Source organism: Peribacillus sp. NPDC101480 (assembly GCF_050277335.1).
In the GTDB taxonomy this organism is placed as follows: Bacteria; Bacillota; Bacilli; order Bacillales; family DSM-1321; genus Peribacillus.
Genome location: NZ_JBNNSB010000001.1, coordinates 148,970 through 172,027 on the forward strand (window position 1 = coordinate 148,970; position 23,058 = coordinate 172,027).

General features: G+C 38.0%; 22 protein-coding genes and 1 riboswitch. Of the genes, 15 read left to right on the forward strand and 7 right to left on the reverse strand.

Annotated features, from left to right (window positions below; translation table 11 throughout):
• Nucleotides 1-53 precede the first annotated feature (53 nt).
• From ACQKMF_RS00800 to ACQKMF_RS00855, 12 genes are all read left to right on the forward strand, one after another.
• A complete protein-coding gene (locus ACQKMF_RS00800) occupies nt 54-179 on the forward strand; it encodes a hypothetical protein (protein ID WP_402939819.1) in 126 nt (41 codons plus the stop codon).
• A gap of 450 nt (nt 180-629) precedes the next feature.
• Nucleotides 630-1,985, forward strand: coding sequence for a nucleotide sugar dehydrogenase (locus ACQKMF_RS00805; protein ID WP_427571346.1), 1,356 nt, complete (start codon nt 630-632; stop codon nt 1,983-1,985).
• Nucleotides 1,986-2,043: 58 nt separating this feature from the next.
• Nucleotides 2,044-2,736 carry a YveK family protein gene (locus ACQKMF_RS00810; protein WP_101223351.1) on the forward strand — a complete coding sequence of 231 codons (693 nt, stop codon included), beginning with the start codon at nt 2,044-2,046 and terminating at the stop codon, nt 2,734-2,736.
• Between the two features lie 23 nt (nt 2,737-2,759).
• Nucleotides 2,760-3,467: a CpsD/CapB family tyrosine-protein kinase gene (locus tag ACQKMF_RS00815; protein WP_427571349.1), complete on the forward strand. Its 708-nt coding sequence runs from the start codon at nt 2,760-2,762 to the stop codon at nt 3,465-3,467.
• Between the two features lie 61 nt (nt 3,468-3,528).
• Nucleotides 3,529-4,260: a tyrosine-protein phosphatase gene (locus ACQKMF_RS00820; RefSeq protein WP_427571351.1), complete on the forward strand. Its 732-nt coding sequence runs from the start codon at nt 3,529-3,531 to the stop codon at nt 4,258-4,260.
• A 26-nt stretch (nt 4,261-4,286) separates the two neighbouring features.
• Entirely contained in the window at nt 4,287-6,098 is a 1,812-nt protein-coding gene (locus ACQKMF_RS00825; RefSeq protein ID WP_101223349.1) for a polysaccharide biosynthesis protein, read from the forward strand.
• Between the two features lie 247 nt (nt 6,099-6,345).
• Nucleotides 6,346-6,930, forward strand: a complete 585-nt coding sequence (locus ACQKMF_RS00830; protein ID WP_427571353.1) for a sugar transferase — start codon at nt 6,346-6,348, stop codon at nt 6,928-6,930.
• Between the two features lie 82 nt (nt 6,931-7,012).
• Complete coding sequence (locus ACQKMF_RS00835) at nt 7,013-7,633, forward strand: acetyltransferase (protein ID WP_427571355.1); 621 nt, start codon at nt 7,013-7,015, stop codon at nt 7,631-7,633.
• Nucleotides 7,634-7,650: 17 nt separating this feature from the next.
• On the forward strand, nt 7,651-8,811 hold the full coding sequence (locus tag ACQKMF_RS00840) for a DegT/DnrJ/EryC1/StrS family aminotransferase (protein WP_427571357.1): 1,161 nt from the start codon (nt 7,651-7,653) through the stop codon (nt 8,809-8,811).
• 113 nt (nt 8,812-8,924) lie between these two features.
• A complete protein-coding gene (locus tag ACQKMF_RS00845) occupies nt 8,925-9,098 on the forward strand; it encodes a hypothetical protein (RefSeq protein WP_402939797.1) in 174 nt (57 codons plus the stop codon).
• 84 nt (nt 9,099-9,182) lie between these two features.
• Nucleotides 9,183-9,383: a hypothetical protein gene (locus ACQKMF_RS00850; protein ID WP_101223345.1), complete on the forward strand. Its 201-nt coding sequence runs from the start codon at nt 9,183-9,185 to the stop codon at nt 9,381-9,383.
• A 751-nt stretch (nt 9,384-10,134) separates the two neighbouring features.
• The gene (locus tag ACQKMF_RS00855) at nt 10,135-11,631 is read left to right on the forward strand and encodes a BglG family transcription antiterminator (protein WP_402939794.1); all 1,497 of its coding nucleotides are present in this window, start codon (nt 10,135-10,137) and stop codon (nt 11,629-11,631) included.
• A 358-nt stretch (nt 11,632-11,989) separates the two neighbouring features.
• Here ACQKMF_RS00855 and ACQKMF_RS00860 read toward each other — a convergent pair whose 3' ends face one another.
• The 7 genes from ACQKMF_RS00860 to galU form a co-directional block, all read right to left on the reverse strand.
• Nucleotides 11,990-13,216, reverse strand: coding sequence for a CynX/NimT family MFS transporter (locus ACQKMF_RS00860; RefSeq protein ID WP_427571360.1), 1,227 nt, complete (start codon nt 13,214-13,216; stop codon nt 11,990-11,992).
• A gap of 14 nt (nt 13,217-13,230) precedes the next feature.
• Nucleotides 13,231-13,908, reverse strand: a complete 678-nt coding sequence (locus ACQKMF_RS00865) for a FadR/GntR family transcriptional regulator (RefSeq protein ID WP_402939788.1) — start codon at nt 13,906-13,908, stop codon at nt 13,231-13,233.
• Between the two features lie 446 nt (nt 13,909-14,354).
• Nucleotides 14,355-15,686: an amino acid permease gene (locus ACQKMF_RS00870; protein ID WP_101223522.1), complete on the reverse strand. Its 1,332-nt coding sequence runs from the start codon at nt 15,684-15,686 to the stop codon at nt 14,355-14,357.
• Between the two features lie 488 nt (nt 15,687-16,174).
• Nucleotides 16,175-16,348, reverse strand: coding sequence for a hypothetical protein (locus ACQKMF_RS00875; protein WP_402939785.1), 174 nt, complete (start codon nt 16,346-16,348; stop codon nt 16,175-16,177).
• A 91-nt stretch (nt 16,349-16,439) separates the two neighbouring features.
• On the reverse strand, nt 16,440-17,834 hold the full coding sequence (locus tag ACQKMF_RS00880) for a cytochrome P450 (protein ID WP_427571362.1): 1,395 nt from the start codon (nt 17,832-17,834) through the stop codon (nt 16,440-16,442).
• Between the two features lie 197 nt (nt 17,835-18,031).
• Nucleotides 18,032-18,172: a hypothetical protein gene (locus tag ACQKMF_RS00885; protein ID WP_230178076.1), complete on the reverse strand. Its 141-nt coding sequence runs from the start codon at nt 18,170-18,172 to the stop codon at nt 18,032-18,034.
• A 222-nt stretch (nt 18,173-18,394) separates the two neighbouring features.
• Nucleotides 18,395-19,255: a UTP--glucose-1-phosphate uridylyltransferase GalU gene (galU, locus tag ACQKMF_RS00890; RefSeq protein WP_101223339.1), complete on the reverse strand. Its 861-nt coding sequence runs from the start codon at nt 19,253-19,255 to the stop codon at nt 18,395-18,397.
• A gap of 168 nt (nt 19,256-19,423) precedes the next feature.
• On the opposite strand from galU, the gene ACQKMF_RS00895 reads away from it, so the two are divergent.
• The 3 genes from ACQKMF_RS00895 to ACQKMF_RS00905 are packed head-to-tail and all read left to right on the forward strand — an operon-like array spanning nt 19,424 to nt 22,550.
• Nucleotides 19,424-21,097 carry a DUF6044 family protein gene (locus ACQKMF_RS00895; RefSeq protein WP_427571365.1) on the forward strand — a complete coding sequence of 558 codons (1,674 nt, stop codon included), beginning with the start codon at nt 19,424-19,426 and terminating at the stop codon, nt 21,095-21,097.
• A 15-nt stretch (nt 21,098-21,112) separates the two neighbouring features.
• Nucleotides 21,113-22,135 (forward strand): glycosyltransferase family 2 protein, encoded by a 1,023-nt coding sequence (locus ACQKMF_RS00900; RefSeq protein WP_101223337.1) that lies wholly within the window; start codon nt 21,113-21,115, stop codon nt 22,133-22,135.
• Entirely contained in the window at nt 22,095-22,550 is a 456-nt protein-coding gene (locus tag ACQKMF_RS00905) for a GtrA family protein (RefSeq protein WP_402939775.1), read from the forward strand. The genes ACQKMF_RS00900 and ACQKMF_RS00905 overlap by 41 nt, the downstream gene beginning before the upstream one ends.
• A 346-nt stretch (nt 22,551-22,896) precedes the next feature.
• Nucleotides 22,897-23,043: riboswitch (cyclic di-AMP (ydaO/yuaA leader) on the forward strand.
• Nucleotides 23,044-23,058: the final 15 nt, after the last annotated feature.

Below are 23,058 nucleotides of genomic sequence, written 5' to 3' on the forward strand. Positions count from 1 at the left end.
ATCTGAAAAGTAGTATGTTATTTACATTTTGACTGAACATTGGAGTTCCCCCGATGAATGGCCCCCTGGTTAAAGGTCATCAATCGGGGGATTTGTATTTCCTGAACGATATGAAGAATGGAGTATGGATAGAAAAAGACTATGTTCGTTTTTATCAGCTGATTGCTAATTTATTTTGAGGGACGTCCATTATAAATGTGAAATGCGTGGGATTAAGTTTTGAATCAAAATGAGATATTTAATTATGAAAATAGGTGTTTTGGCTAAAAACAGAGTTTTACCCTAACCATGCACTTGTAACTCATGTCAAAAGAACAGGTGATTCTGGTTAAATAGGGTAGATGAATCAAAAACAGAACGCTTCATTCGAAATCTGGAACCAGCAACAAAAATAATTATGATAATTTATTAATGCTGACGATAAAAATTAACGGGAAACTTACAAGGCGACTTTTCAAGGCGGAACTCTAGGTATGTATTTCATTCATAAAAAATGATGTATCTGGTCAACTTTGCTGATTAAGAAAGATAGCGTTAGGAATTTGCTGGTTTTTTGTAGTGAATTTTCATTGTGGCCTAATAATTTAAATGTTCGTTATGTTCTGATAAGGAAATGGAGGAGTTGAATCATGATAACAGCGACAACGCAAGAAAGGCAGCAACAAAAAAATACTGCCCAATACTCGCACAAATCTGCTCTGCAAAGAGAATTAAAGAACAAGACCGCTAAAGTCGGAGTGATTGGATTGGGTTATGTTGGTCTCCCGACAGCTTGTCATTATGCATCTAAAGGTTATACGGTGACAGGATTCGATGTCTCTGAGACAAAAGTGGAAAGTTTAAATAGCGGAATCAACTATATCAATGATGTAGATAATGACGGGCTTAGAGATTTGATAAACCAAAAGCGGTTTACAGCGACGACGGATATGAAGCAGCTAGGAGACATGAATGTCCTTTTGATTTGTGTCCCGACCCCAGTTAATAAGTTGAAGGAACCTGATATCTCGTATGTGAGGGATGTAGGGAACATTGTCGCTGAACATGCGAATGAAGGTACAATGGTTATTTTGGAAAGTACAACATACCCAGGAACGACAGAAGAGTATATCTGTACACCATTGACAGATAGGGGATATGTGATAGGTGAGAACCTTTTTGTAGCTTATTCCCCGGAAAGAATAGATCCAGGAAATAAAAGTTTTAATATAAGCAACACGCCAAAAGTTATTGGGGGGATGACGGAAACCTGTACAGACCTAGCGTGCAAGTTCATCGGTTCGACAGCTCATCGTGTTAAGGGGGTTCGTGTTGCAGAATTAAGCAAAATCTTTGAGAACACTTTTCGATGGATTAACATGGCTTTGGTCAATGAAATGACGGTACTATGCAATGAGTTGGAAATTGATATATGGGAAACAATCAATGCGGCTTCTTCAAAACCATACGGGTTCATGAAATTCACCCCAGGCATTGGTGTCGGGGGACATTGCATTCCGGTAGATCCATACTACTTGCTCTATAAGGCAAAAGAACATGGTCATCGGACAAAAATGATTGAACTGGCAGGGGATATCAATGATGGAATGGTTCACTATTCATATAACCGCTTACTTGAATTGCTTGCAGCCAATGACAAGCTCATGAAACACTCACATATTGTGGTTTTAGGTGCAACTTACAAAAGTGATATTGGTGATTTAAGGGAAAGCCCGGTCGTCCGCTTACTTGAACGATTACAAAACAAGGTCCAGAATCTAACCGTAATCGAACCCTATGCAAAAGAAATCCGAATCAATGAACAGGTTCTACAGGTGGAAAAATACGATGCTGCCATTCTTCAAAAAGCCGATTTAGTTGTCATCGGAACACCACACAATTGTTTTGACTGGAAAAGTGTCCATGATCATGCTTCATTAATATTCGATTCCAAAAATGTGATGGAGGAAAATGGATTGCTTTCTGATAAGGTCATAAAATTATAGGCCGAGAACAAAAAAAGTGACAAACGAAAAGGTTTAAAGATGGATTGGAGTTGATTGAATGGCGGAGACACTCAATATAAAAGATCTTTTTCAAATGGTGAAAAAACGCATCGTGCTCATTATTATCATCACAACCTTATTAACGGCAATGACGGGAATCGTTAGCTTTTTCATTCTTTCACCTGTTTACCAAGCTTCTACACAAATCTTAGTCAATCAATCTAAAGAAAAGTCAGAACTTTACAATGTAGGTGAGATTCAAACCAATATTCAATTGATTGAAACGTACAGCGAAATCATAAAAAGTCCGATGATGTTAGAAAAAGTCAAAGAACGACTGAATCTTGATATATCAAATACAGCATTATCGGAACAAATCAAAATTGTAAGTAATGGGAATTCACAAATTTTCACCATTAAAGTTGAGGGTGCTGACCCTAAAATTACCGTTAGTGTCGCCAGTGCAATTACGGACATATTCCAAGATGAAATAAAAACGCTTATGAATGTGGACAATGTCAATGTCTTATCCAAAGCAACTATAGGAGATAATTCCTCACCTATAAAACCGAACCCGATCATGAATACGATCGTTGCATGTTTTGCAGGGTTAATCATAAGTTTATTTCTTACATTAATGATCGAATTTTTCGACAAAACAATCAAAGTTGAGTCTGATATTGAAGAACATTTAAAGATTCCGATGCTAGGCATCGTGAATTTAATGGAAAATAAAAAAAAACGGAAATGATAGTGTAATTACAACCTCAAGAGGTGAAAAGCTTGACACGCGATAAACGGCATAAAAAGACGGAGATTAAAAAAAGAAGCAGTATTTCCATGTTGAAATCGAAGTCACCTGTTGTGGAGCAATATAGGACAATTCGAACGAACCTTCAATTTTCCGCTGTGGAAAAAGACATAAAGACGATGATTTTCACCTCTGCAAATGCAGGTGAAGGAAAATCGACGACTTCAATCAATGTCGCAGCAGTTTTTGCTCAGCAAGGGAAACGCGTTCTCATCATAGATGCAGATTTGAGAAAGCCTAGTGTTCATACTAACTTTAATATGGAGAACTACTTGGGGTTAACGAATATCATATCAAAGCAAAAACAATTACTCGATGCTGTACAACCTTCCTTTTACCCTAATTTAGATGTGCTGACAAGTGGGCCAATCCCCCCAAACCCATCGGAGTTGCTTGGGTCTAACGGAATGGTGACAGTGCTGGATGAAGCAAAGCTAAATTATGATTTAGTAATTCTGGACACACCGCCTGTTAATGCAGTCACAGATGCTCAAGTATTAGCGAGTATGACAGACGGCGTGGTTTTGGTGGTGAGCAGCGGAAGCACTGAAATACAGCAAGCACAAAAAGCGAAGGAATTACTTGAGAATGCAAATGCAAAGCTTTTGGGTGCAATCCTAAATAAGAAAAAACAAAAATATCCTGACGAATACTACTACTATGGTAAATAAAATAAGTAGTTTGGAAGTTGTATAAGTTTAGCATTCGTGGTTAGGAAAAAGAGGGATAACGATGATTGATATTCATAGCCATATTTTACCGAAGATGGATGATGGTGCTGGAGATATCCATGAAAGTATAGAAATGGCGAGAAAAGCTGTAGAACAAGGAATTTCCAACATCATAGCAACCCCTCATTATAATAAGGGGATATATGAAAATGATAAGGAAATAGTCGTGAATGAAACAGCAAAATTAAACCTAGTGCTAGATGACCTGGATATCCCGCTAAAAGTATGGCCTGGGCAGGAAATAAGGATATCCGATGAACTTTCGGATGATTATGACAATAATGAAATCATGTGCTTGAATGGTTCGCAGTACATCCTTCTCGAACTGCCTTCAAACCATGTGCCAGTGTATACGGAACGATTAATTTATGATCTGCAAATGAAAAGGATGACACCGATCATTGCTCATCCAGAGCGGAATTTGGAAATAATAAAAAATCCGCAACTTCTAAAAGAACTGATTTGGAAGGGTGCTTATTCACAAATAACTGCAGGGAGCATCACGGGCAAATTCGGCTGGAGAACAAAAAGGTTTTCCAAATATTTAGTTCAATCAGGTCTTACTCATTTTATTGCATCAGATGCTCATAATGTTGGAAACAGAGGTTTTCAACTCAGGGAAGCACATAAGTTGATTGAGAAGAATTTCGGTCAAGAAATAGTCGATGCCTTTAATGAAAATGCCGAGAATGTTTTGTACGGGATGAAAGTTAAAGAACTCTTGTTTGACTAAAAATATTAATATGGGGAGAAGTAGATTTGACATATTATAACCGGCTTTTCACATTAGTCTTACTGGACGCTGTGATTGTTGTGACGGCTGTATTTTTAAGTTATTGGTTATTACATCCGTATAATGAAATATCGGCATTTATAATGACAATTACACTTATTTTGCTTATGTGTCATTATTTCTTCACTGCTTATTTAAAACTCTATAAAAAGGCTTGGGAATACGCCAGTATCAAGGAAATGTTCAATATATTCAAAGTAACGGCCTTTTCTATTACGATTACTGCCGCCTTTCAGCTATACTTTACCCATTTTCTATATATTAGAGAGCTTTTCATTACTTGTATTCTATATATTGCCATGATTGGGTGCTCACGTTTGGCATGGAGGATCTATTTTGAACGATACATTAAGCAATCACCCAATAAAAAAAGAACGTTGATCGTTGGAGCAGGGTCTGCAGGGACGATGATAACGAGTCGGTTGTTAAAATCCAGCAATATAGACTTAGTCCCGGTTGCATTCGTTGATGATGATAAAGCGAAGCTTAGTTTAGAAATCTTCAATATACCAGTTGTAGCAGCAACAAAAGATATTTCTCAAGTGGTTGAACAATACAAGATCGAACATATCGTGATTGCGATTCCTTCTTTGAAAAGAGAAGAAATAAATTCCATATTTTCGGAATGCACCAAAACTTACAAAAAGACTCAAATTGTCCCTAGCCTGGAAGCGATTGTTCAAGGCAAGGTTCCAATTAATCAATTGCAGGATATCCAGATGGAAGACTTATTGGGTCGCTTACCCGTTCAACTTGATGATAAAGGGATTTTAGAAAAGATTGTTGATAGCACTATTTTAGTAACCGGTGCCGGCGGTTCAATTGGATCGGAAATCTGTCGTCAGATCATGAAGTATAATCCAGCTAAAATTGTATTGCTCGGGCATGGTGAAAACAGCATTTATGCGATCGAGTTGGAATTGCGAGAGGCTTATGCAGATACAATTGAGATCGTGACCGAAATTGCAGACATTCAGGACCGCCGGAGGATGTTTCAGGTAATCGACCATCATCGGCCTAATATCGTCTACCATGCAGCCGCCCATAAACATGTACCGCTTATGGAGTCCAACCCTAAAGAAGCGGTGAAAAATAACATGATAGGCACGATGAATGTTGCCGAGGCATCAGAGGCTGGCATGGTTAATATTTTTGTCATGGTTTCGTCAGATAAAGCCGTAAATCCGACAAGTATAATGGGTGCCTCTAAATGTTTGGCCGAGATGATGATCTGGTATAAGAGTTTGTCTAGTCATACTAAATTTGTAACGGTCCGATTTGGAAATGTCCTTGGCAGCAATGGCAGCGTCATCCCACTCTTTAAAAAACAAATAAAAAAAGGGGGACCTTTGACAGTCACTCATCCGGATATGATTCGCTATTTCATGACAATTCCGGAAGCTTCAAGATTAGTCATCCAGGCAGGGGTCCTGGCCAAAGGAGGAGAGGTATTCGTACTTGATATGGGCGAACCGGTCAAAATTGTCGATTTCGCTAAAAAGCTTATCCAACTGTCAGGTTACAGCGTTGAAGAAATTGGAATAACTTATACTGGAATCCGGCCAGGTGAAAAATTATACGAAGAATTGCTTGGGGAAGACGAAGTTTACTTGAATCAGATTTACCCGCAAATCCATATTGGAAAACCAAGAGAAGTAAATTGGAAAGCGATAAAAGAGATTATCACAACATATGAAGACATGAGCGAAGAAACGTTAAAAGATAGAATGCTGAATTTGGCGAATTACAGGAAGAATAACAAAATTCCCATACCGTGAAAATGCCTCAAATCCGGGTGATGTTAGCAATTAACAGAAAAAGTAAAGCAAGTGTCACAATTTTGATGATTTGCGTTTTTCAATGAAGGAAATTGGGCAATATATTCACCTTTTAAAAAATGTTAAAGAGAAGTAAGAATAATAGATGCGAAGAAATTTTCAATTAATCACTAGAATTCTGTATAGCTATCTGAAGAATTCCTTCGTTACTTGATAACGATACACAATGATAATTTGGGAGGAAAAAATGAAACGGGCTTTTGAATTTTTGATATCTTGTCTGGCGCTTATATCCTGTTCACTTCTTATGCTGTTTATCGTCATCCTAATCCGTTTAAAATTAGGTTCACCTGTCATTTTTAAGCAGGAGCGGCCAGGATTTAATGGCAAACCATTTTATCTGTATAAGTTCAGAACGATGACAGATGAAAAAGATGAAAAAGGGGATTTGATTCCTGATGAGAAGAGATTAACTGATTTTGGGAAATTGCTTAGAAAATTAAGTTTAGATGAATTACCTCAATTATTTAATGTCATGAAAGGCGATGTGAGTTTTGTAGGCCCACGGCCATTATTAATGGAATATCTCCCATTATATACTTCCGAACAAGCAAGGAGGCATGATGTCCGGCCTGGAATGACGGGGTGGGCCCAAGTGAATGGGCGAAATGCAATCTCGTGGGAGAAAAAGTTTGAGCTTGATGTCTGGTACGTTGAAAATCAATCCTTTTTACTGGATATGAAGATCTTATACCATACCTTGATTAAGGTATGTAAACAAGAAGCCATTACCCAGGAAGGACATGTCACAACCCAAAAATTTGTTGGATAATGGGATGAATGATATTGATTTAAGGTTTACCATCTCGAGGAAACGGAAACCCCAAATTTGATGATGTGAGAAGTGATTTGAATTGAAGAAAATCGTAATAATCGGTGCGGGCGGGCACTCAAAAGTTGTTCAAGATATTGTTGAAGCAATGGGTGAATATCGGCTCATGGCTATTTTAGATGATCAATACGAAGTGCTGAAAAGAAAAGGAAATGTATATTTTGGCCCCATCTTAAGCTATAGAAGCTTATTTATTCATTTTGAATATAAGGTAATTATTGCGATAGGCAGGAACGATTTAAGATTAAAAATCGTAAACGAACTGAATTTAGATGTAATGGATTATGAGACAGTCATTCATCCAACTGCTATAGTGGGTAAAAATGTTTCGATAGGTAAAGGAACGGTCATTATGCCTAATGTCGTCTTGAACGCTGGCGCTAAAGTGGGGAATCACGTCATTGTTAATACGTCTTCAGTCATTGAGCATGATACCCATCTTGATGACTATATCCATATAGCACCAAGTGCTACCCTGACAGGAGCTGTCAAGGTAGGAACTGGTAGCTTGATAGGAGCTGGATCTACGGTCATACCAAGCATAACGATAGGGGAATGGTGTACGGTTGGTGCCGGGTCAACCGTTATTAAAGACATTTCTGATGCATCTACCGCTATGGGGTCCCCAGCTAGGATAATATAATAAGGAGTGTGTGTGGGATGGAGAATAAAAGATTGTATCTTTCGCCTCCTCATATGAGTGGGAATGAACAAATGTACATTAGACAAGCGTTCGAGACAAATTGGATAGCGCCACTAGGACCGAACGTAAAAGCTTTGGAAGACGAATTTGCCAAATATGCGGGCACTAAGGGAGCGTTGGCAGTAAGTTCAGGAACTGCGGCCATTCATTTGGCATTGCAAGTATTGGGAGTCACCACTGGTGATACTGTATTCTGTTCTTCATTAACTTTTATAGCCAGTGCAAATCCTATCATCTATCAAGGTGCGAAGCCTGTTTTTATAGATTCTGAATCTGATACATGGAATATGTCACCTAAGGCATTGGAACTGGCTTTGGAATATGCGAGGAAAAATCGGAGAATTCCAAAAGCTGTAATTTTGGTCCACCTATTTGGACAAAGTGCAAAGGTAGATGAGATCAAGAGCATTTGCGGGAAATATAAGGTTGCTTTAATAGAGGATGCGGCCGAATCCCTTGGTGGATCTTACAAGGGGAAGCAAACAGGAGCGTTTGGTGATATAGGGATTTATTCGTTTAATGGAAATAAAATCATAACAACTTCTGGAGGGGGCATGCTGGTTTCAAATAACGAGGAATACTTACATAAGGCTCTCTTCCTATCTACACAAGCACGTGATGCAGCGCTTCATTATCAGCATAGCTCGATTGGATATAACTATCGTTTAAGCAATGTTCTAGCTGGAATCGGCCGTGCCCAATTAGAAGTATTGGATGACCGTGTTAAAGTTCGGAGAGAAATTTTTGATCGTTATAAAAAATCTTTAGGGAACATTCCTGGCATTACCTTCATGCCTGAATTAAAAGATACGATGGGGAATCGCTGGCTTACCGCATTAACAATAGACGACAAAATCAATGGAGTACGATCCAGTGACGTGATTAATGCGTTAGAAGCAGAAAATATTGAGTCCAGACCAGTATGGAAACCATTACATTTACAGCCTGTCTTTAAAAATGCAGCATTTTTTACAGAAAGCGGCGATAAAAGCATTTCAAGTATGTTATTTGAACAAGGTTTATGTTTGCCGTCCGGTTCGGGTATGACATTTGAAGAACAAGAGCGGGTCGTGGAAATTGTAAAGGAAGTACTTGAACCGTCCAAATTAGCCCAATGATTCTTTAGTCGTGTGATACGAGTTAATTCATTAAAGGAACTGTTGCATGCAGTCACATTTAGCAGATATACCAAAGCCCGTTTTCTTACAATGAAAAGGAGGCAAACCAAAATATGAGAATTACATTTAAACAGATTTATCAAGATATCGACAATTTAGTATGTTTATCCAATAACCGAAATGGTTTGAATTTCAGAGAGATTGAGCTTATAAGAAAAAGACTGGTTGAAAATATAAAAGCGATAGAACTGCATACCATCATTTTAAAAAAGAAAGATCCTGGATGAAAATCCCCATATCATCCTTACGTTTTAAAAATGATTTCATTTTTTAGGAGCCTTTTTAAATCCACATTAGAAATGAGGGTGCTTATGAAGATTGGTGATAAAGTTATTTATAAATCAAGGGAATATAAAATTATTTACATCTATAGAAATGATTTAAAAGCCGAGCTTCTTTCCTTTGATGCTAAGCATGAGAAATTCGAATTAGCGCATATATCACATTTGATAAAGACTAACCCGGCTTATGTAGAGAATCTACAAAAGGTGTCCCCTTATGAAAATTGTTGAGGAGCGGTTGTTGAATAGAATGCAGATGACACACCACCCTGGCGTTTGGTCAGTCTGTCGAGCAATTCAACACTGTCTTTTTCTTGACTTATGCAATCAACTTATAAAGATGATGTATCTTCAATATTCTATTGAACCTTGTTGGGGTAGGTATTAAACCTATGAACAATTTTTTCTTCCTCAATATGGATGCCTTCTATGAATTTAACTTTTCATTTTCATAAACCTCTTTACTGACTTTTTACATGGGAGCACTGCTTTTGAGGCGTTGCTCATTTAAATAGTAAGCACTGCATTCTTTTAAGGTATATTCCCTTAAATCCTCTATAAAAGAATGAGGTGTTTTTTTTTGTCCGGAACAAATGAATGCTGTAAAGAAAACCATTATTGCTTAACGATTGATAAAGCAAAAGAAATTGTTTCTAAAATGAAATGCTTCATTGTTAATTTGGGTTATATTACTAACTGCATTTACATTTTAAACCTTACAACTATACATAGCTTGTTGATAGTATTCGACGGGTCATGCTTGTTACATCAAAGATAAGTTTCAATTATTGATTTTCACATACCACTTATGAAACGACGCAGGAATAAAATTATGGTAAATTTGGGTAGTAAGTAGTGTGTATTTTCTGTTATTTTTTAAAAAAGAGTGAGGGGATTTTTAATATTAGGTATTAATACTCAACTTATATATTAATAGTTTTAGTAAGAAAAGATATGAAAATCAAAAGTTAAAGGTGATTGTATGAATCGATTTACTGACCGCTATTCAAAACTGCTGTATCATTTATTTTATGAGGATAACTGGTGTAGTTTAACGGAGCTATCAAAAAAAACAGGTTATTCGAAAAGCACATTATGGCGGGATATATTGCATATGAGTTCAAATCTTCCACCTGAATGGAAAATTGATAAGAATGAAGTGCAGGGCGTAAGGTTAATGAAACCTAAAAACGGCACCTTGGAAGAGCTTTGGTTTCATCTTAAAAGTGAAAACACCTATTTTCAAACCTTGGAATTAATTCTTTTTAACAATGGAGTAACGATAAAATATATTACTCAAAAAGTGCATATTAGTCGCTCTTCAGTGTACCGACAGTTAGAAAAAATAGAAGAAGTATTAAAAAATGCCGAAGTTCATTTATCAAATAGTCCGTTTAAAATTGTTGGGGATGAAATAAAGATTAGAAGATTCATCATGCAGTATGTAGAGTATATGTCCGGCAATTTAAATGATTTTATTACTTCCTTTAATCTTAAGGAGTTTCAAGACACTTTATTGGAGCTATTGAAGGAACATTCAACTTCTTTACACATGGGTGCCATACAAAGACTAGCGATAATCCTTCATATCTCCAACATTCGAATAACCCATAATTGTTTTGTGACATTCCCAAAAGTGGTTATAGATGAAAATGAAACATCCACAGCATTCGAAATATCAAAGAAACTATTTAAATTCATGGTGAAATGTCCAAATAGGGAGAAACAGATTTCTGAAATTTTATTTTTTTCTTTATATTTTATGAGCGAAGAAATGTCTTTAAATCGTACCCAAGAACTTCGGTACATTCGTTCCAAATTTAATTCGGATAGCGGTAAGCCTTTAGGTCAATTTTTAAGTAATCTATCAAAGAAAATTGGGCTGGATGTTTCTCAGGATGATATTTTCATGTACGAATTTGCGCAAACTCTTCGTGGGATATCGTTTGACTTACAGTTAAAAACGGATACGAGAATAAATAATATTTTGCAATTCGTTCCTTATTTTGAGAATAATGAGTTATTTGTGATCATTGAAGAAATAGCAAAATACATATCGGATGAATTTGCTATTTCTTTTGAAAATATAGAAGTATTAGAGATATTCATGTTGGTCCAAGCTTCAATTTTAAGAAAACAAAACCAAATGGTTATAGAGACTGCATTAATTTGCCGATCATATGTAGAGAAAGATTATATTCGTGAGGTATTGAAACATCATTTCGGAAACAAGCTAAATATTTATGTTATGGATTTTTCCGATATAGACTCACTTTTCAGAAAAAATGGGTTTGATATCTTAATAACCACAGATTTAGGGCAGTTAATTAATATTGAACACATTCCTGTATATAAAGTTTCTTCATTTCCAACTCCCTCTGAATTAAAAGAAATTAAGATGTTCACTCGAAAGAATTTCATTGATCGGTATGGTTTAAATCCAAATATTTTATATCCATTTGAAGAAGACATTGATTGAGATCAGTCTTAAGGCATTTATTCACTTTGTACTTTACCCCACTGATAACGAACAGTAATATGCAGTAAATAATTTTACCTCTTCTAAGCCTAGGTCATTTCTTTTTTCTCCAAAAGGAGAAGGTGGAATTTACTTATCTGACAGAGTTTAAGGTTGATAATTTACTTAAGGTAAGGGATCCACGAAATTACCGAAGCGAGAACGCCATACATTCCTTCTCAATTTATACCACAGACCATTCTCTTTATTCGAAACTAAAATCACGAAATAGGAACCTGTCGTACTGCTATCAGTGGCTGGTATGTAAATGGCCCCGGTACAATACCGGGGCCATGGCCGTTTAGAACCTTTACTGGCTTTATTGAGTAGTTACATATTCATTATTTCCTGCACGCATTCCAACAATGAAAATAAGTGCCGATATTGCGGCCAACATCAATAAGGGAACTGTCCAGCTGTGTGTAATGTCATGAAGCAAGCCGAATAATACTGGTCCAATGGCAGCTAAGAGGTACCCGAATGATTGAGCCATTCCTGATAATTCCGTCGCCTCATGGGTGCTTTGTGTTCGAAGACTAAAGAACATCATCGATAAACTGAATATGGTTCCAACTCCAATCCCAATCAATATCATGCATACTGGTATGAAGAGAGTGCTTCCATATAATATGCCGAATATCCCTGCAATAAGGAAGACGACAGGCGGGACCACTAACTGACGCTGACTTTGTAAGCGTCCAGCTAAAATTGGCACAAGGAATGTTATTGGGATGACTGCAAGCTGCATGATGGATAGCATCCAACCAGCTTCATCAGCGTTCAGGCCTTTTTGCTCCAGGATTTCCGGCATCCAGGTAATTACTGTATAGAAAATAAACGATTGCAAACCCATGAAGAATGTTATCTGCCAAGCTAAACCAGAACGCCATAAGTTAATCTTTTTATCCTTTTGTGCCGTTTGTACATCCTTCCCTGACTTGGATGGCCGCCTTAATTGCGGCATCCATAAGAAAACTGTAATAAGCGATAAAATTCCCCAACATCCAAGGGCCCCAGCCCATCCCAATCCCGAGGAAGAAGCAAGGGGAATGCTGATCCCGGAACCTATTGCGCCAAATAAATTCATGGAAACAGCATAGGTTCCTGTCATCAAACCGATGTTCCTGGCAAAGTTATGTTTAATCAGACTTGGTAACAATACATTGCCGATTGCAATGGCTAACCCGATTAAAATGGTCCCAATGAACAATGTCGGCACTCCGCCAACTGAGCGTATTCCTATTCCGATTGTTAGTAATATCAAGGAAAGGAAAAGCGTAAGCCCCATTCCAAAACGCCGTGCTATCCTAGGTGCAAACGGTGATAATAAAGCAAAGGAAAGCAAAGGCAATGTCGTTAATGAACCTGATAATGTATTAGATATCCCCAAGTTATCACGGATCGAAGTGACAAGGGGGCCAACCGATGTTAAGGGGGCCCTCAGATTTGCTCCAAGAAGAATGATTCCGATGATGAGTAGTCCAACTCTGGGTTTAATATCCATTTTTGTTTGTTCTAGTTGATTTACCGCTTGATGAATGCCCATAGTCTCCTCCTTACTTACTCTATAGATTTTTTGAATTGTGCAATGTATTCATTCACTGTTTCGATTGCCCGGTTCACATCTTGTTCGATGATGGCATCTACAAGTTTGCAATGAATGTTCAAATGAAAGTTCTCATCAGAACTCATCTCTACTATCTGATGGATGGATTCATGCAGGGAGTGTTCCATATGTTCGTACAAATCAATCAATAAATCATTATGTGATGAAACCATAATCGATTTATGCAACTTTATATCGGCTTCTTCGTAAGCCTTGATATCCCTTGCTTCGGCAGCTTTACTGCATGCTGATATATGAAACCGCAATTGTTCTATATCTTCTTGATTACGTCTTAATGCCGCTAACTGAGCTCCCTCTCTTTCAAGGGCATGACGGACCTCTAACGTTTCTAATAAACTTGACTGCTGGATCCTTCTTTCAAATGCTGCCCCCAAGGCACTTGATGACCTTACGAATGTCCCCTTTCCTTGTTTCGTTACTAATAGCCCTGCATAAACAAGTGATCGTACAGCTTCCCTTAATGTATTTCTGCTTACATCGAACTGTTGGATCAAGTCCATTTCAGGGGGAATTTGATTTCCAATTTTCCATTCACCTGATTCGATTAACGATTCGATTTGGGAAACCACTTGCTCTACAAGTGATAAGCGATTTGTTTTAGATATAGACAAGATAACACCTCTAATTTGTAGGATGATTGGGTCATTGGCTATTTTAACATATGTATGTTGAAAATGGAGCAAACGAGTATTTTAAATCCAAATTTGTTTCCTTTTATTCTTCAGAAAAAAATTTCAGAAATCCGCTCCCTTTCAGCCGACTGCTTGCCATGCCTCATCAAAGCAAGCATCTAGCGGGGTCTCGACTAGCCAGTTATTCAAAATTCTTCAATCCAAGTGGGTTTCATCCAAAACTCGTAACCCAAGTTTGTTTAAAATCATTGTGAGGGGTGAGACCATTTCAATTGATGGAACCGCCAGTTGGTCCATAGTTTTAAAAAAACATTCCAATCGACGTTCAAATTGTACTAGCACTAAAAAGACTGAAGGCAAACTCGACTTTCTTCGAGTTTGCCTTCAGTCTGAAATCCCCATTAAAGTCAGGGAGGATAATATTTCTATTTTTTTTGTTTGACAATAAAGGAAAGAAGGATAAATATCACTAACGTGACAAGACATACTGTAGTCCCAATGATGTTTTGCTTATTAAAGATAAATGCCAAAAAGATAATGCTTAATGCCGTGATGGCTAATATAGTTGTATATGGGTACCATTTTACCCGGAAACCTGGTTTGCCAATGTATTGCTTACGCAGCTTCAATTGCGCTGAACAAATACTGATCCATAATAATAAAACTGTGAATCCAGGAATGGCCATAAGGTAGCTTAAAATCAGGTCGGGGTACAAATAGGATAAAAACACACCAGCCAATATGCATAATGTAGTTAAAAATATACCATTAAGCGGGATACCCTTTTTTGTTGTTTTTAAAAATGCCTTAGGCGCTTCCCCATTATGGGAAAGAGTGAACAGTGTCCTTGAAGTAGCGTATATACCTGAATTTGCAGCTGATAAGACAGCGGTTAAAAGAACGAAATTCATGATATCGGCGGCTCCGGGAAGACCCGATAAGCTGAAAACCTGAACGAAAGGACTTACCTCAGTGCTTACTTGGTTCCAAGGTATTACCCCGCAAATAATAAATATCGGCAAGACATAGAAAAGAATCACCCGCCATACTGTTCCTTTAATGATTTTTGGTATGACTCGCTGACTATCTTTTGTTTCCGTAACGGCTACACCAATTAATTCTGCGCCACCATATGAAAACATTACCACTAAAAGTGCACTTAACATTCCGTCAATTCCTTTTGGGAAAAAACCACCATGTTCCGTGTAATTAGAAAATGAAGCAGTACTAGGAAAAAGTCCTAGCATGATCAAAGCTCCTAAAATAATAAAGGCAATCAAGGTTATTATTTTAATTCCTGCGAACCAAAATTCGAGTTCTCCATAGTATTTTACTTGAAACAAATTAATTCCTATAATTACTGAAGCGCAAAGTATACTTAACAGCCATAATGGTACTGTAGGAAACCAATATTGTAGAAAGCTTCCGGCTGCGACTATCTCTACAATGATCACGATAATCCAGTTAAACCAATAGAGCCAACCGACTATGAAGGATAGTTGAAACCCAAAAGCTTTATTAATGAGATGCTGTACGTTCAAATTAGGAAAAGCGGTTGCCATCTCTCCTAATGCGGCCATTACAATAAATAACAATAGCCCCCCTATTAAATAGGCTATTACAACACTTGGACCTGCCATATTTAATGTATCGGAACTCCCCTTAAAAATCCCTGTTCCTATCATTCCGGCTAGAGCAATGAACTGGACATGCCTCGGCAATAGGCCCTTTTTTAAATCTTGATGAGTCTTCTCCATTTTATTCATGCCTTTCCTTTTAATAAAATAGTCTATAAGTAAAACTAGGAAGTTCTTCTTTTATTGAACGCTTTCACGTACTAAAGTACAATATCAATATATCATGAATCGGAAAAATGTCAATTTAGGCAGGTGAACTGGAATAGATTCCTAATCAGCAAAACAGGAATAGTTTTTATTATCTAAAAGTATTTGGATTCTATGAAATAAATCAAAGGAAAAATTAACAAATCGGCGTAAGGCACTATAATGAAATAAATACATATTGTAAAGAGAGAAAAATAATTCTGTTTAATCGCAGTATTTCTGACATTTTGTTGGTAGTGAATAAGATGATGTAATCAGTTCAAGTCCTTCCATAAATATGAGGTTGTGATGGCGGTTTTGGATTTGGGGTTATGGAACATACTGCTGAATAACAAAAAACCGACCTTGAATGGTCGGTTTTTCTTTTAATATAAGGTACGAAGCGGGAGAAGCTAACGAGACTATCCGTTTTCATTTAAAAAGGGGAGAAGGGGCGGCTGTAGGTGTTCGGTTTCTTGTATCGGGTCAATTTCGCTTAGAAATTCCAAATAACCGGAATATACCTGCGAGGCCATCCCTAAATAGTGCAATTCAGTGTGGATGATTCCCTTCCGTGGTGAATGGAGCATATACATTTTTTCATCCCTCCTTTCCAAAAGAATAGGCAAGCCTGTTATAGGCGGTAATCGAACCAATGAAATGTTATGTTTATATGAGATTTTCACTTTAAAAATTGGATGCGCCAGGTTCGAAGGCTTCTGAATCTCTTTCTTCTATCACCATGCGCAGTCCACTCTTAGGTCTGAGTGTAAGGGATGGAAGGGGGGTTACTTCATGATGATCATGTGCAAGCTTTATCCTATACCGCTTTGCAATGCAGGCCAGGACAAACACCGCTTCCATCATCGCAAAATGATTGCCGATACAAACCCGCGGCCCTCCGCCAAACGGAAAGTAAGCGAACGCAGGCAGGCTTTTCATGAAGTTATTTTCAAATCTTTCAGGAATAAATGATTCCGGTTGATCAAAATACTCTGGATCATGCTGCATCACATAAGAACTTATTAGAATCATATCGCCTTTTTTAAAGCGATATCCTCCTATTACGACATCCTCCGTCACATCACGGGATAGGATATACAGTGGCGGGTACAGGCGAAGTGTTTCATGAATGATATTTTGAGTGTATGGTAATTTCATGAAGTCTTCAGGCTTGGGTGTCCGGTGACCGATTATGCTATTCACTTCACTGAAAAGCTTGACTTGAATTTCTGGATGCTTCGAAATTGCGTACAGTGCCCAGGAAAGAGCATTTGCTGTCGTTTCATGACCAGCAAGGAAAATAGTCATCAATTCATCACGGACCTGATGGCTTGTCATACCCAATCCGTCGTCGGCATCACGTGCGTCCATCAGGATCCCAAGCATGTCTTCATGCTTTACTGTGTCGTTCTTCCGTTTTTCAATAATGCCGTAAATCACTTTATCAAGTCTTTGTATCGCCTTTTTATATTCACGGTTGATTTTGGTAGGTACCCATAATGGCATACGGAAAATCTTTCTCATCCTTTTGACTGTAATTCTCAAAGCGGTTTCCAGCGGTTTTCCAACAATTTCATACCCATCCTTGAATTCCATGCTGAACATCGTCTTGCTGATTATCCCGAGAGTGATGTCCATCATATCCTTCGTTATGATCCGTTCTTCATCATGTTGCCAAGTTGATATATAATCCATTGTGGTATCAATCATATCCTTGGCGTATTGGCTAATATGATTCTTTTTGAAAGAGGGTTGGATAAGCCTTCTCTGTCGCATATGAAAGTCTTTTTCGCTTGTAAGCAGACCTTCACCGATAAGCGGTTTTAAAACATTGAAGTCCTTGGATTTGATGAAGGATTTTTGTTTTGTTACGAGTATTTGTTTTATTAAATCAGGATTTAAAACGTGATAAACATTTTGGAATGGGCCCAAACGGAATTTAGCGACTTCTCCATATTCCTTGGCCAATCGGGTCAGAAAACCAATGGGATCTGCTTGAAACTCCTTTGTATGTCCGGAAATCACCCTTCCTTTTGGAACCTTTGGAGAAGTGCGGAAGACATCATCAGCGTGGCTCAATGTGGTTTTTCCCCTTTCTTTAAAATAATTACATGTAATCATTCTATGAGGATCAGTTAAATTGGTTTGGACAAGTCGTTAAAGAAAGGGCGGATAATTCTATGGGAGTAATAAGGTTATATAAGAAGCCATAAAAAAACTCTGGCTGAATAGAGCCAGAGTTTTTCATGAAAGCTTTAGATTTGATGATGTGGGATTTACCTTCTTTCTTCATCGTCCCTATGTTGGAAGCGATCATTTTTTTCTTTAATGGGCCCGCCAAATTCTGCATTGATTTCCTTTACCACTTGATCTAGGAATTCATCTGATATTATTGGATTATTAGTTTTTTTATGCATGTACAATCCTTTCTGGATATCGTTGTTTGGATAAATAATGAAGTATACGTTATCAACATAACCTCACTTTTAATAAATTATTCTTTCTTTGTCCAACATTTTCACTTGCATTTACATTTCACGGAAGCATTTATAAAAGACTGTTATATCTAGTTTAGTGATGATGGTATGTGGAAATAGCCCAATCACCTCTAGGTAATTGGGCGTGGGTTATATACTTGATTAAGGGAACAACTGCCTTAAATATGTTATTAGCTGATCACGAAGTTCAGGTCGTTTCATGGCGAAATCTATTGAAGCCTGAAGGAAGCCGAATTTATCGCCGACGTCATATCGATTTCCTTCGATGATATACGAATATAATGGTTCCTTTTCTAACAAAAGGTCTAAAGCTTCGGTAAGCTGGATCTCCCCCTTCCGGTCGGGCTGTACGGTTTCAAGGATTTCAAAAATCTCAGGTGATAAAATATATCGGCCAATAATCGCCTGTGTTGATGGTGCATCCTCCACTTTTGGCTTTTCCACTAAGTTTCTTACCAGAAATAAATCCTCATATCGTTCTTGGAAATTTACGATCCCATACTTGGAGACATCGGCAGGTGACACTTCCTTACATCCGATAATGCTCGCTTGAACCTTGTTATACCGTTCCATCAACTGCTTCAAAGCTGGAACCTGGCTATCCACGATATCATCCCCTAACAGGACGGCAAAAGGTTCGTTTCCGATAAAAGTTTTGGCACATAATACTGCATGCCCGAGACCTAAAGGTTCCTTTTGTCTTACATAGTGGATATCCACCATGTTGGAAATGTTCTCCACGATCTTAAGCAGCTCATTTTGACCTTTCATTTGCAGAAGCATTTCCAGTTCAATGGATTTATCGAAATGATCTTCAATTGCACGTTTGTTTTTACCCGTAACGATGATAATATCTGTAATCCCTGATTGAACCGCTTCCTCGATAATATATTGAATGGTCGGCTTATCGACAATCGGCAGCATTTCCTTTGGTTGAGCTTTCGTAGCAGGTAAAAATCGTGTTCCTAAACCGGCTGCTGGAATCACCGCTTTCTTTATCATAGCCCAGCCCCTTTTTAAGGTTCTTTTATATGCTTTTAGTTCTACCCTTCATTTTATGTGGCCATTGGTTGACCTATATCAAAATAGGTTAAAATAAATTCCTGAAAAAGAATAGATTTACCTTTGAAGCAAATATTATGGATATATGAATTTGGTCAAGAGGTGTATATGTTGCCAATTGAAAAACAAGAGAGAACACAAATCCTTTTTGCCTTACTCGTCATTGTTTTATATCTTTCTCCTTTATTCATCCTTGGAGAAAATGCGCATATTCGCGTACATGATAATTTGGACTCCAACATTGCCTGGTATAAAGTCCTTTCAGAAAGCGGTGAGTTATTCGGTGCGATAGACGCCAAAATTCCCCAGATCATGAATGGTCTGCCCCGAAATGCCTTTGGCAGTGAGTTCAGTATTATCGTGTGGCTTTACGCACTTTTTCCGACAATGGTTGCATATGCAATAAGCCAGGCATTAACAAGATTTATTGCATTATTTGGTATGTATATCTTATTAAAGAAACATTTGGTTACAGGAAGCCAATCAGGTTGGATCAGGGTTGGAACATCCTTGGCCTTTGCCCTTACCCCATTTTGGCCGTCGGGAATGCTCAGTACACTTGGGATGCCGCTTGCACTTTGGGCTTTTTTGAATATTCGCAGCAAGGATCATTCGTGGAAGAATTATTTGGTCCTTACACTTTTGCCGCTTTATTCAAGCATCGTGCTTGGTTTTTTCTTTTTCCTTGTTGCAATGGGCTTTCTTTGGTTAACGGATGTGATCAGGAGAAAAGGGTGGAATATAACGTTTCTTCTTTCGATCGTGTATATGACCTTCATTTTTGGTTTGGTGGAGTATCGTTTGGTGTCTTCATTCATTTTTGATTCGGAGCCAAATAGCAGAGATGAATATTTTCACGCAAGGCTGCCGCTTGATTGGGTCATCAAGCTCACTTTCAAAAATTTCGTTCTTGGACACACGCATGTCATGACTGTACATGCGCTTATTATCCTGCCGATTACAGTCTTTGCTCTTTATATCATTCTGACCAAAAAACTGTGGCGACAGGAAAAGGTATATGTATTTTTATTCGGCTTGAACTTTATACTCTCAGCATGGTACGCATTCTGGTTTTATAAAGGCTGGGTTCCTTTGACGGAAAGGTTTCACACCCTGGATACCTTTAATTTTGCCAGATTTCACTTTTTAAGGCCGATGGTGATTTATTTGGGCTTTGCCCTCGCGATAAAAATCATTTGGGAACACAGCGATTATGCTAAGAAAACCCTTTCCATTTTCATCGCCGTCCAAATTATGATCTTAATGGGCTTCAATGAAGAAATCACTTACAATAAAAAACCATCTTTTAAAGAGTTCTATTCAGAAAGCCTTTTCCAGGAAATAAAAGATCATATTGACCTTCCACAGGAAGAGTATCGTGTTGCTAGCATTGGGCTGCATCCTGCAATCGCACAATTTAATGGATTTTACACGCTCGATAGCTATAACAATTTCTATCCGCTTTCTTACAAACATCAATTTCGTCAAATAATTGAAAACGAATTGGCTAAGAATAAAAACATCAGAATCTACTTTGATGAATGGGGAGGACGTTGTTACCTATTTACCGATGAGCTTGGGAAGCATTATATGTTCAAGAAAGGCTCGAAGAAAGAGCTGGAAAATTTGGATCTTAATATGGATGCCTTTAAAGGATTAGGTGGCAAATATATATTTTCTGCCATCCCAATCAACAACGCGAAGGAGAACGGATTGGTGCTAGATGGGGTTTTCACAAAGAAGGGAAGCAAATGGAAAATTCATTTATACAGAGTCATGTGAAAAGGGGGGAATAGAATGAATTCACCGATAGTAACGATTGTTGTACCTTGTTATAACGAAGAAAGCGTTTTGCAGGATACCATTTCCCAGCTTTGTGGATTGATGAGGGGATTAGTCGAAGAAAACGTTGTTTCTGGTCAAAGTAAAGTCCTGCTGGTTGATGATGGAAGCAAAGATCAAACTTGGAAGATCATTTATAAGGAAACGATCAATAATGAATTGGTTCGCGGGCTAAAGCTTTCCCGGAATGCAGGACATCAAAATGCACTCCTGGCAGGATTGTTTACAGCCAAGGAAGCCTCGGATTGTGTGATTTCCATTGATGCAGATTTACAGGATGATATTCAAGTCATCCCTGAATTCATTCGGAAATTCAATGAAGGATGTGAAATCGTATATGGTGTCCGCCAGAAAAGGGACCTTGATTCATTTTTTAAACGGACATCTGCAACTGGTTTTTATAAATTGATGAACAAGATGGGGGTTAACCTTGTCTATAATCATGCCGATTTCAGGCTGATGAGCAGAAGGGCGATCGCGGAGTTGGAACGATTTGATGAAACGAATCTCTTTTTAAGGGGGATTGTCCCGCTTATTGGGTTTAAGACGGATTCTGTTTATTATGACCGAAAAGAAAGATTGGCTGGGGAAACGAAATATCCATTTAAGAAGATGGTTGCTTTTGCGCTTGATGGCATTACTTCCTTTTCAGTTACACCGATCCGGCTTGTATTATGGCTAGGATGTCTTTCCTTTTTCATTAGCTTACTCTTTGGGTCTTACTTTTTATGGTTAAAGTTTTATGGGCAGACCGAAACTGGTTGGACCTCATTAATCACCTCCATATGGTTGATCGGCGGACTGCAGTTGATTGCTGTCGGCTTGATTGGGGAATATATCGGAAAAATCTATAATGAATCCAAACGCCGGCCTAAATATATTGTTGATCTTGATTTATTTAATCCGCTCGATTTAAAAAAACGGGAGCAACTAGATAATGAACGGAACAGTATTGAGAAACTATCTAAAACACACTAACTCCTTTATCCGCTTTTTATTGGTTGGGATAGTCAATACAGCGGTTGGACTTTCCATCATGCTTTTTCTTATGAATGTTCTTGAATTATCTTACTGGGTCTCCACCTTTTTCGGCAATGGAACGGGAGCAGTAACGAGTTTTCTTTTGAACAGGACTTTTACCTTTAAAAGTGATATAGAATGGCGGCGAGGAGTTGCCCGTTTCTTATGCGTCATCCTGATTTGTTATTCCGCCGCTTATTCTATAGGCCAAGCCATTGCGGAATCACTGGAAGGATCCGTCCATTTATCCATACAACAAAATTTGGCTGTTCTCATAGGAACAATCTTTTATACCGTGCTTAACTATATTGGCCAGAAATACTTTGTCTTTAAAAAAAGCAATCTGAGACCAATTCAAGAAGGAAGGAACTAATTAGGTGAATCAGTGGAATAGTGCCCCTATTGGACGGGAATAAAAGCGGAATTTGATATTTAATGCAAGTTTACCCTTTTAATGACGATCCGAGCTGGGGCAGATCTGGTTAATTCATCGCATTCTTCATGAAGGTGATTTTTTTCCTTTTCGGACCACCTTTTGTTCATATGCCCCTGGATTTTGACCTTTACTTACCTCCTTTCCTACCTTCGAATCATGTCATTGCATGACTTATGTTATATAAGCCAAGAACAAAACCTCACTTACAAAGAATTATTTATTTTTGAGCAAAATTTTCATTTACATTTCCATTTCACGGGAGTATGATAATCAACAGTTTCATATTTCTAAATCGCTTAAACCTTATGGTGCGGGGGACCCGTTATTGGGATTGTTTACAATCCAAGGGGTGAATCCTTTTTAAAAAGGTAGGGCTACTCTTAGGTCCGAATCCGACAGCTAACCTCGTAAGCGTTATATGAGAAGGAAGGTGGAGCTTGTTAGA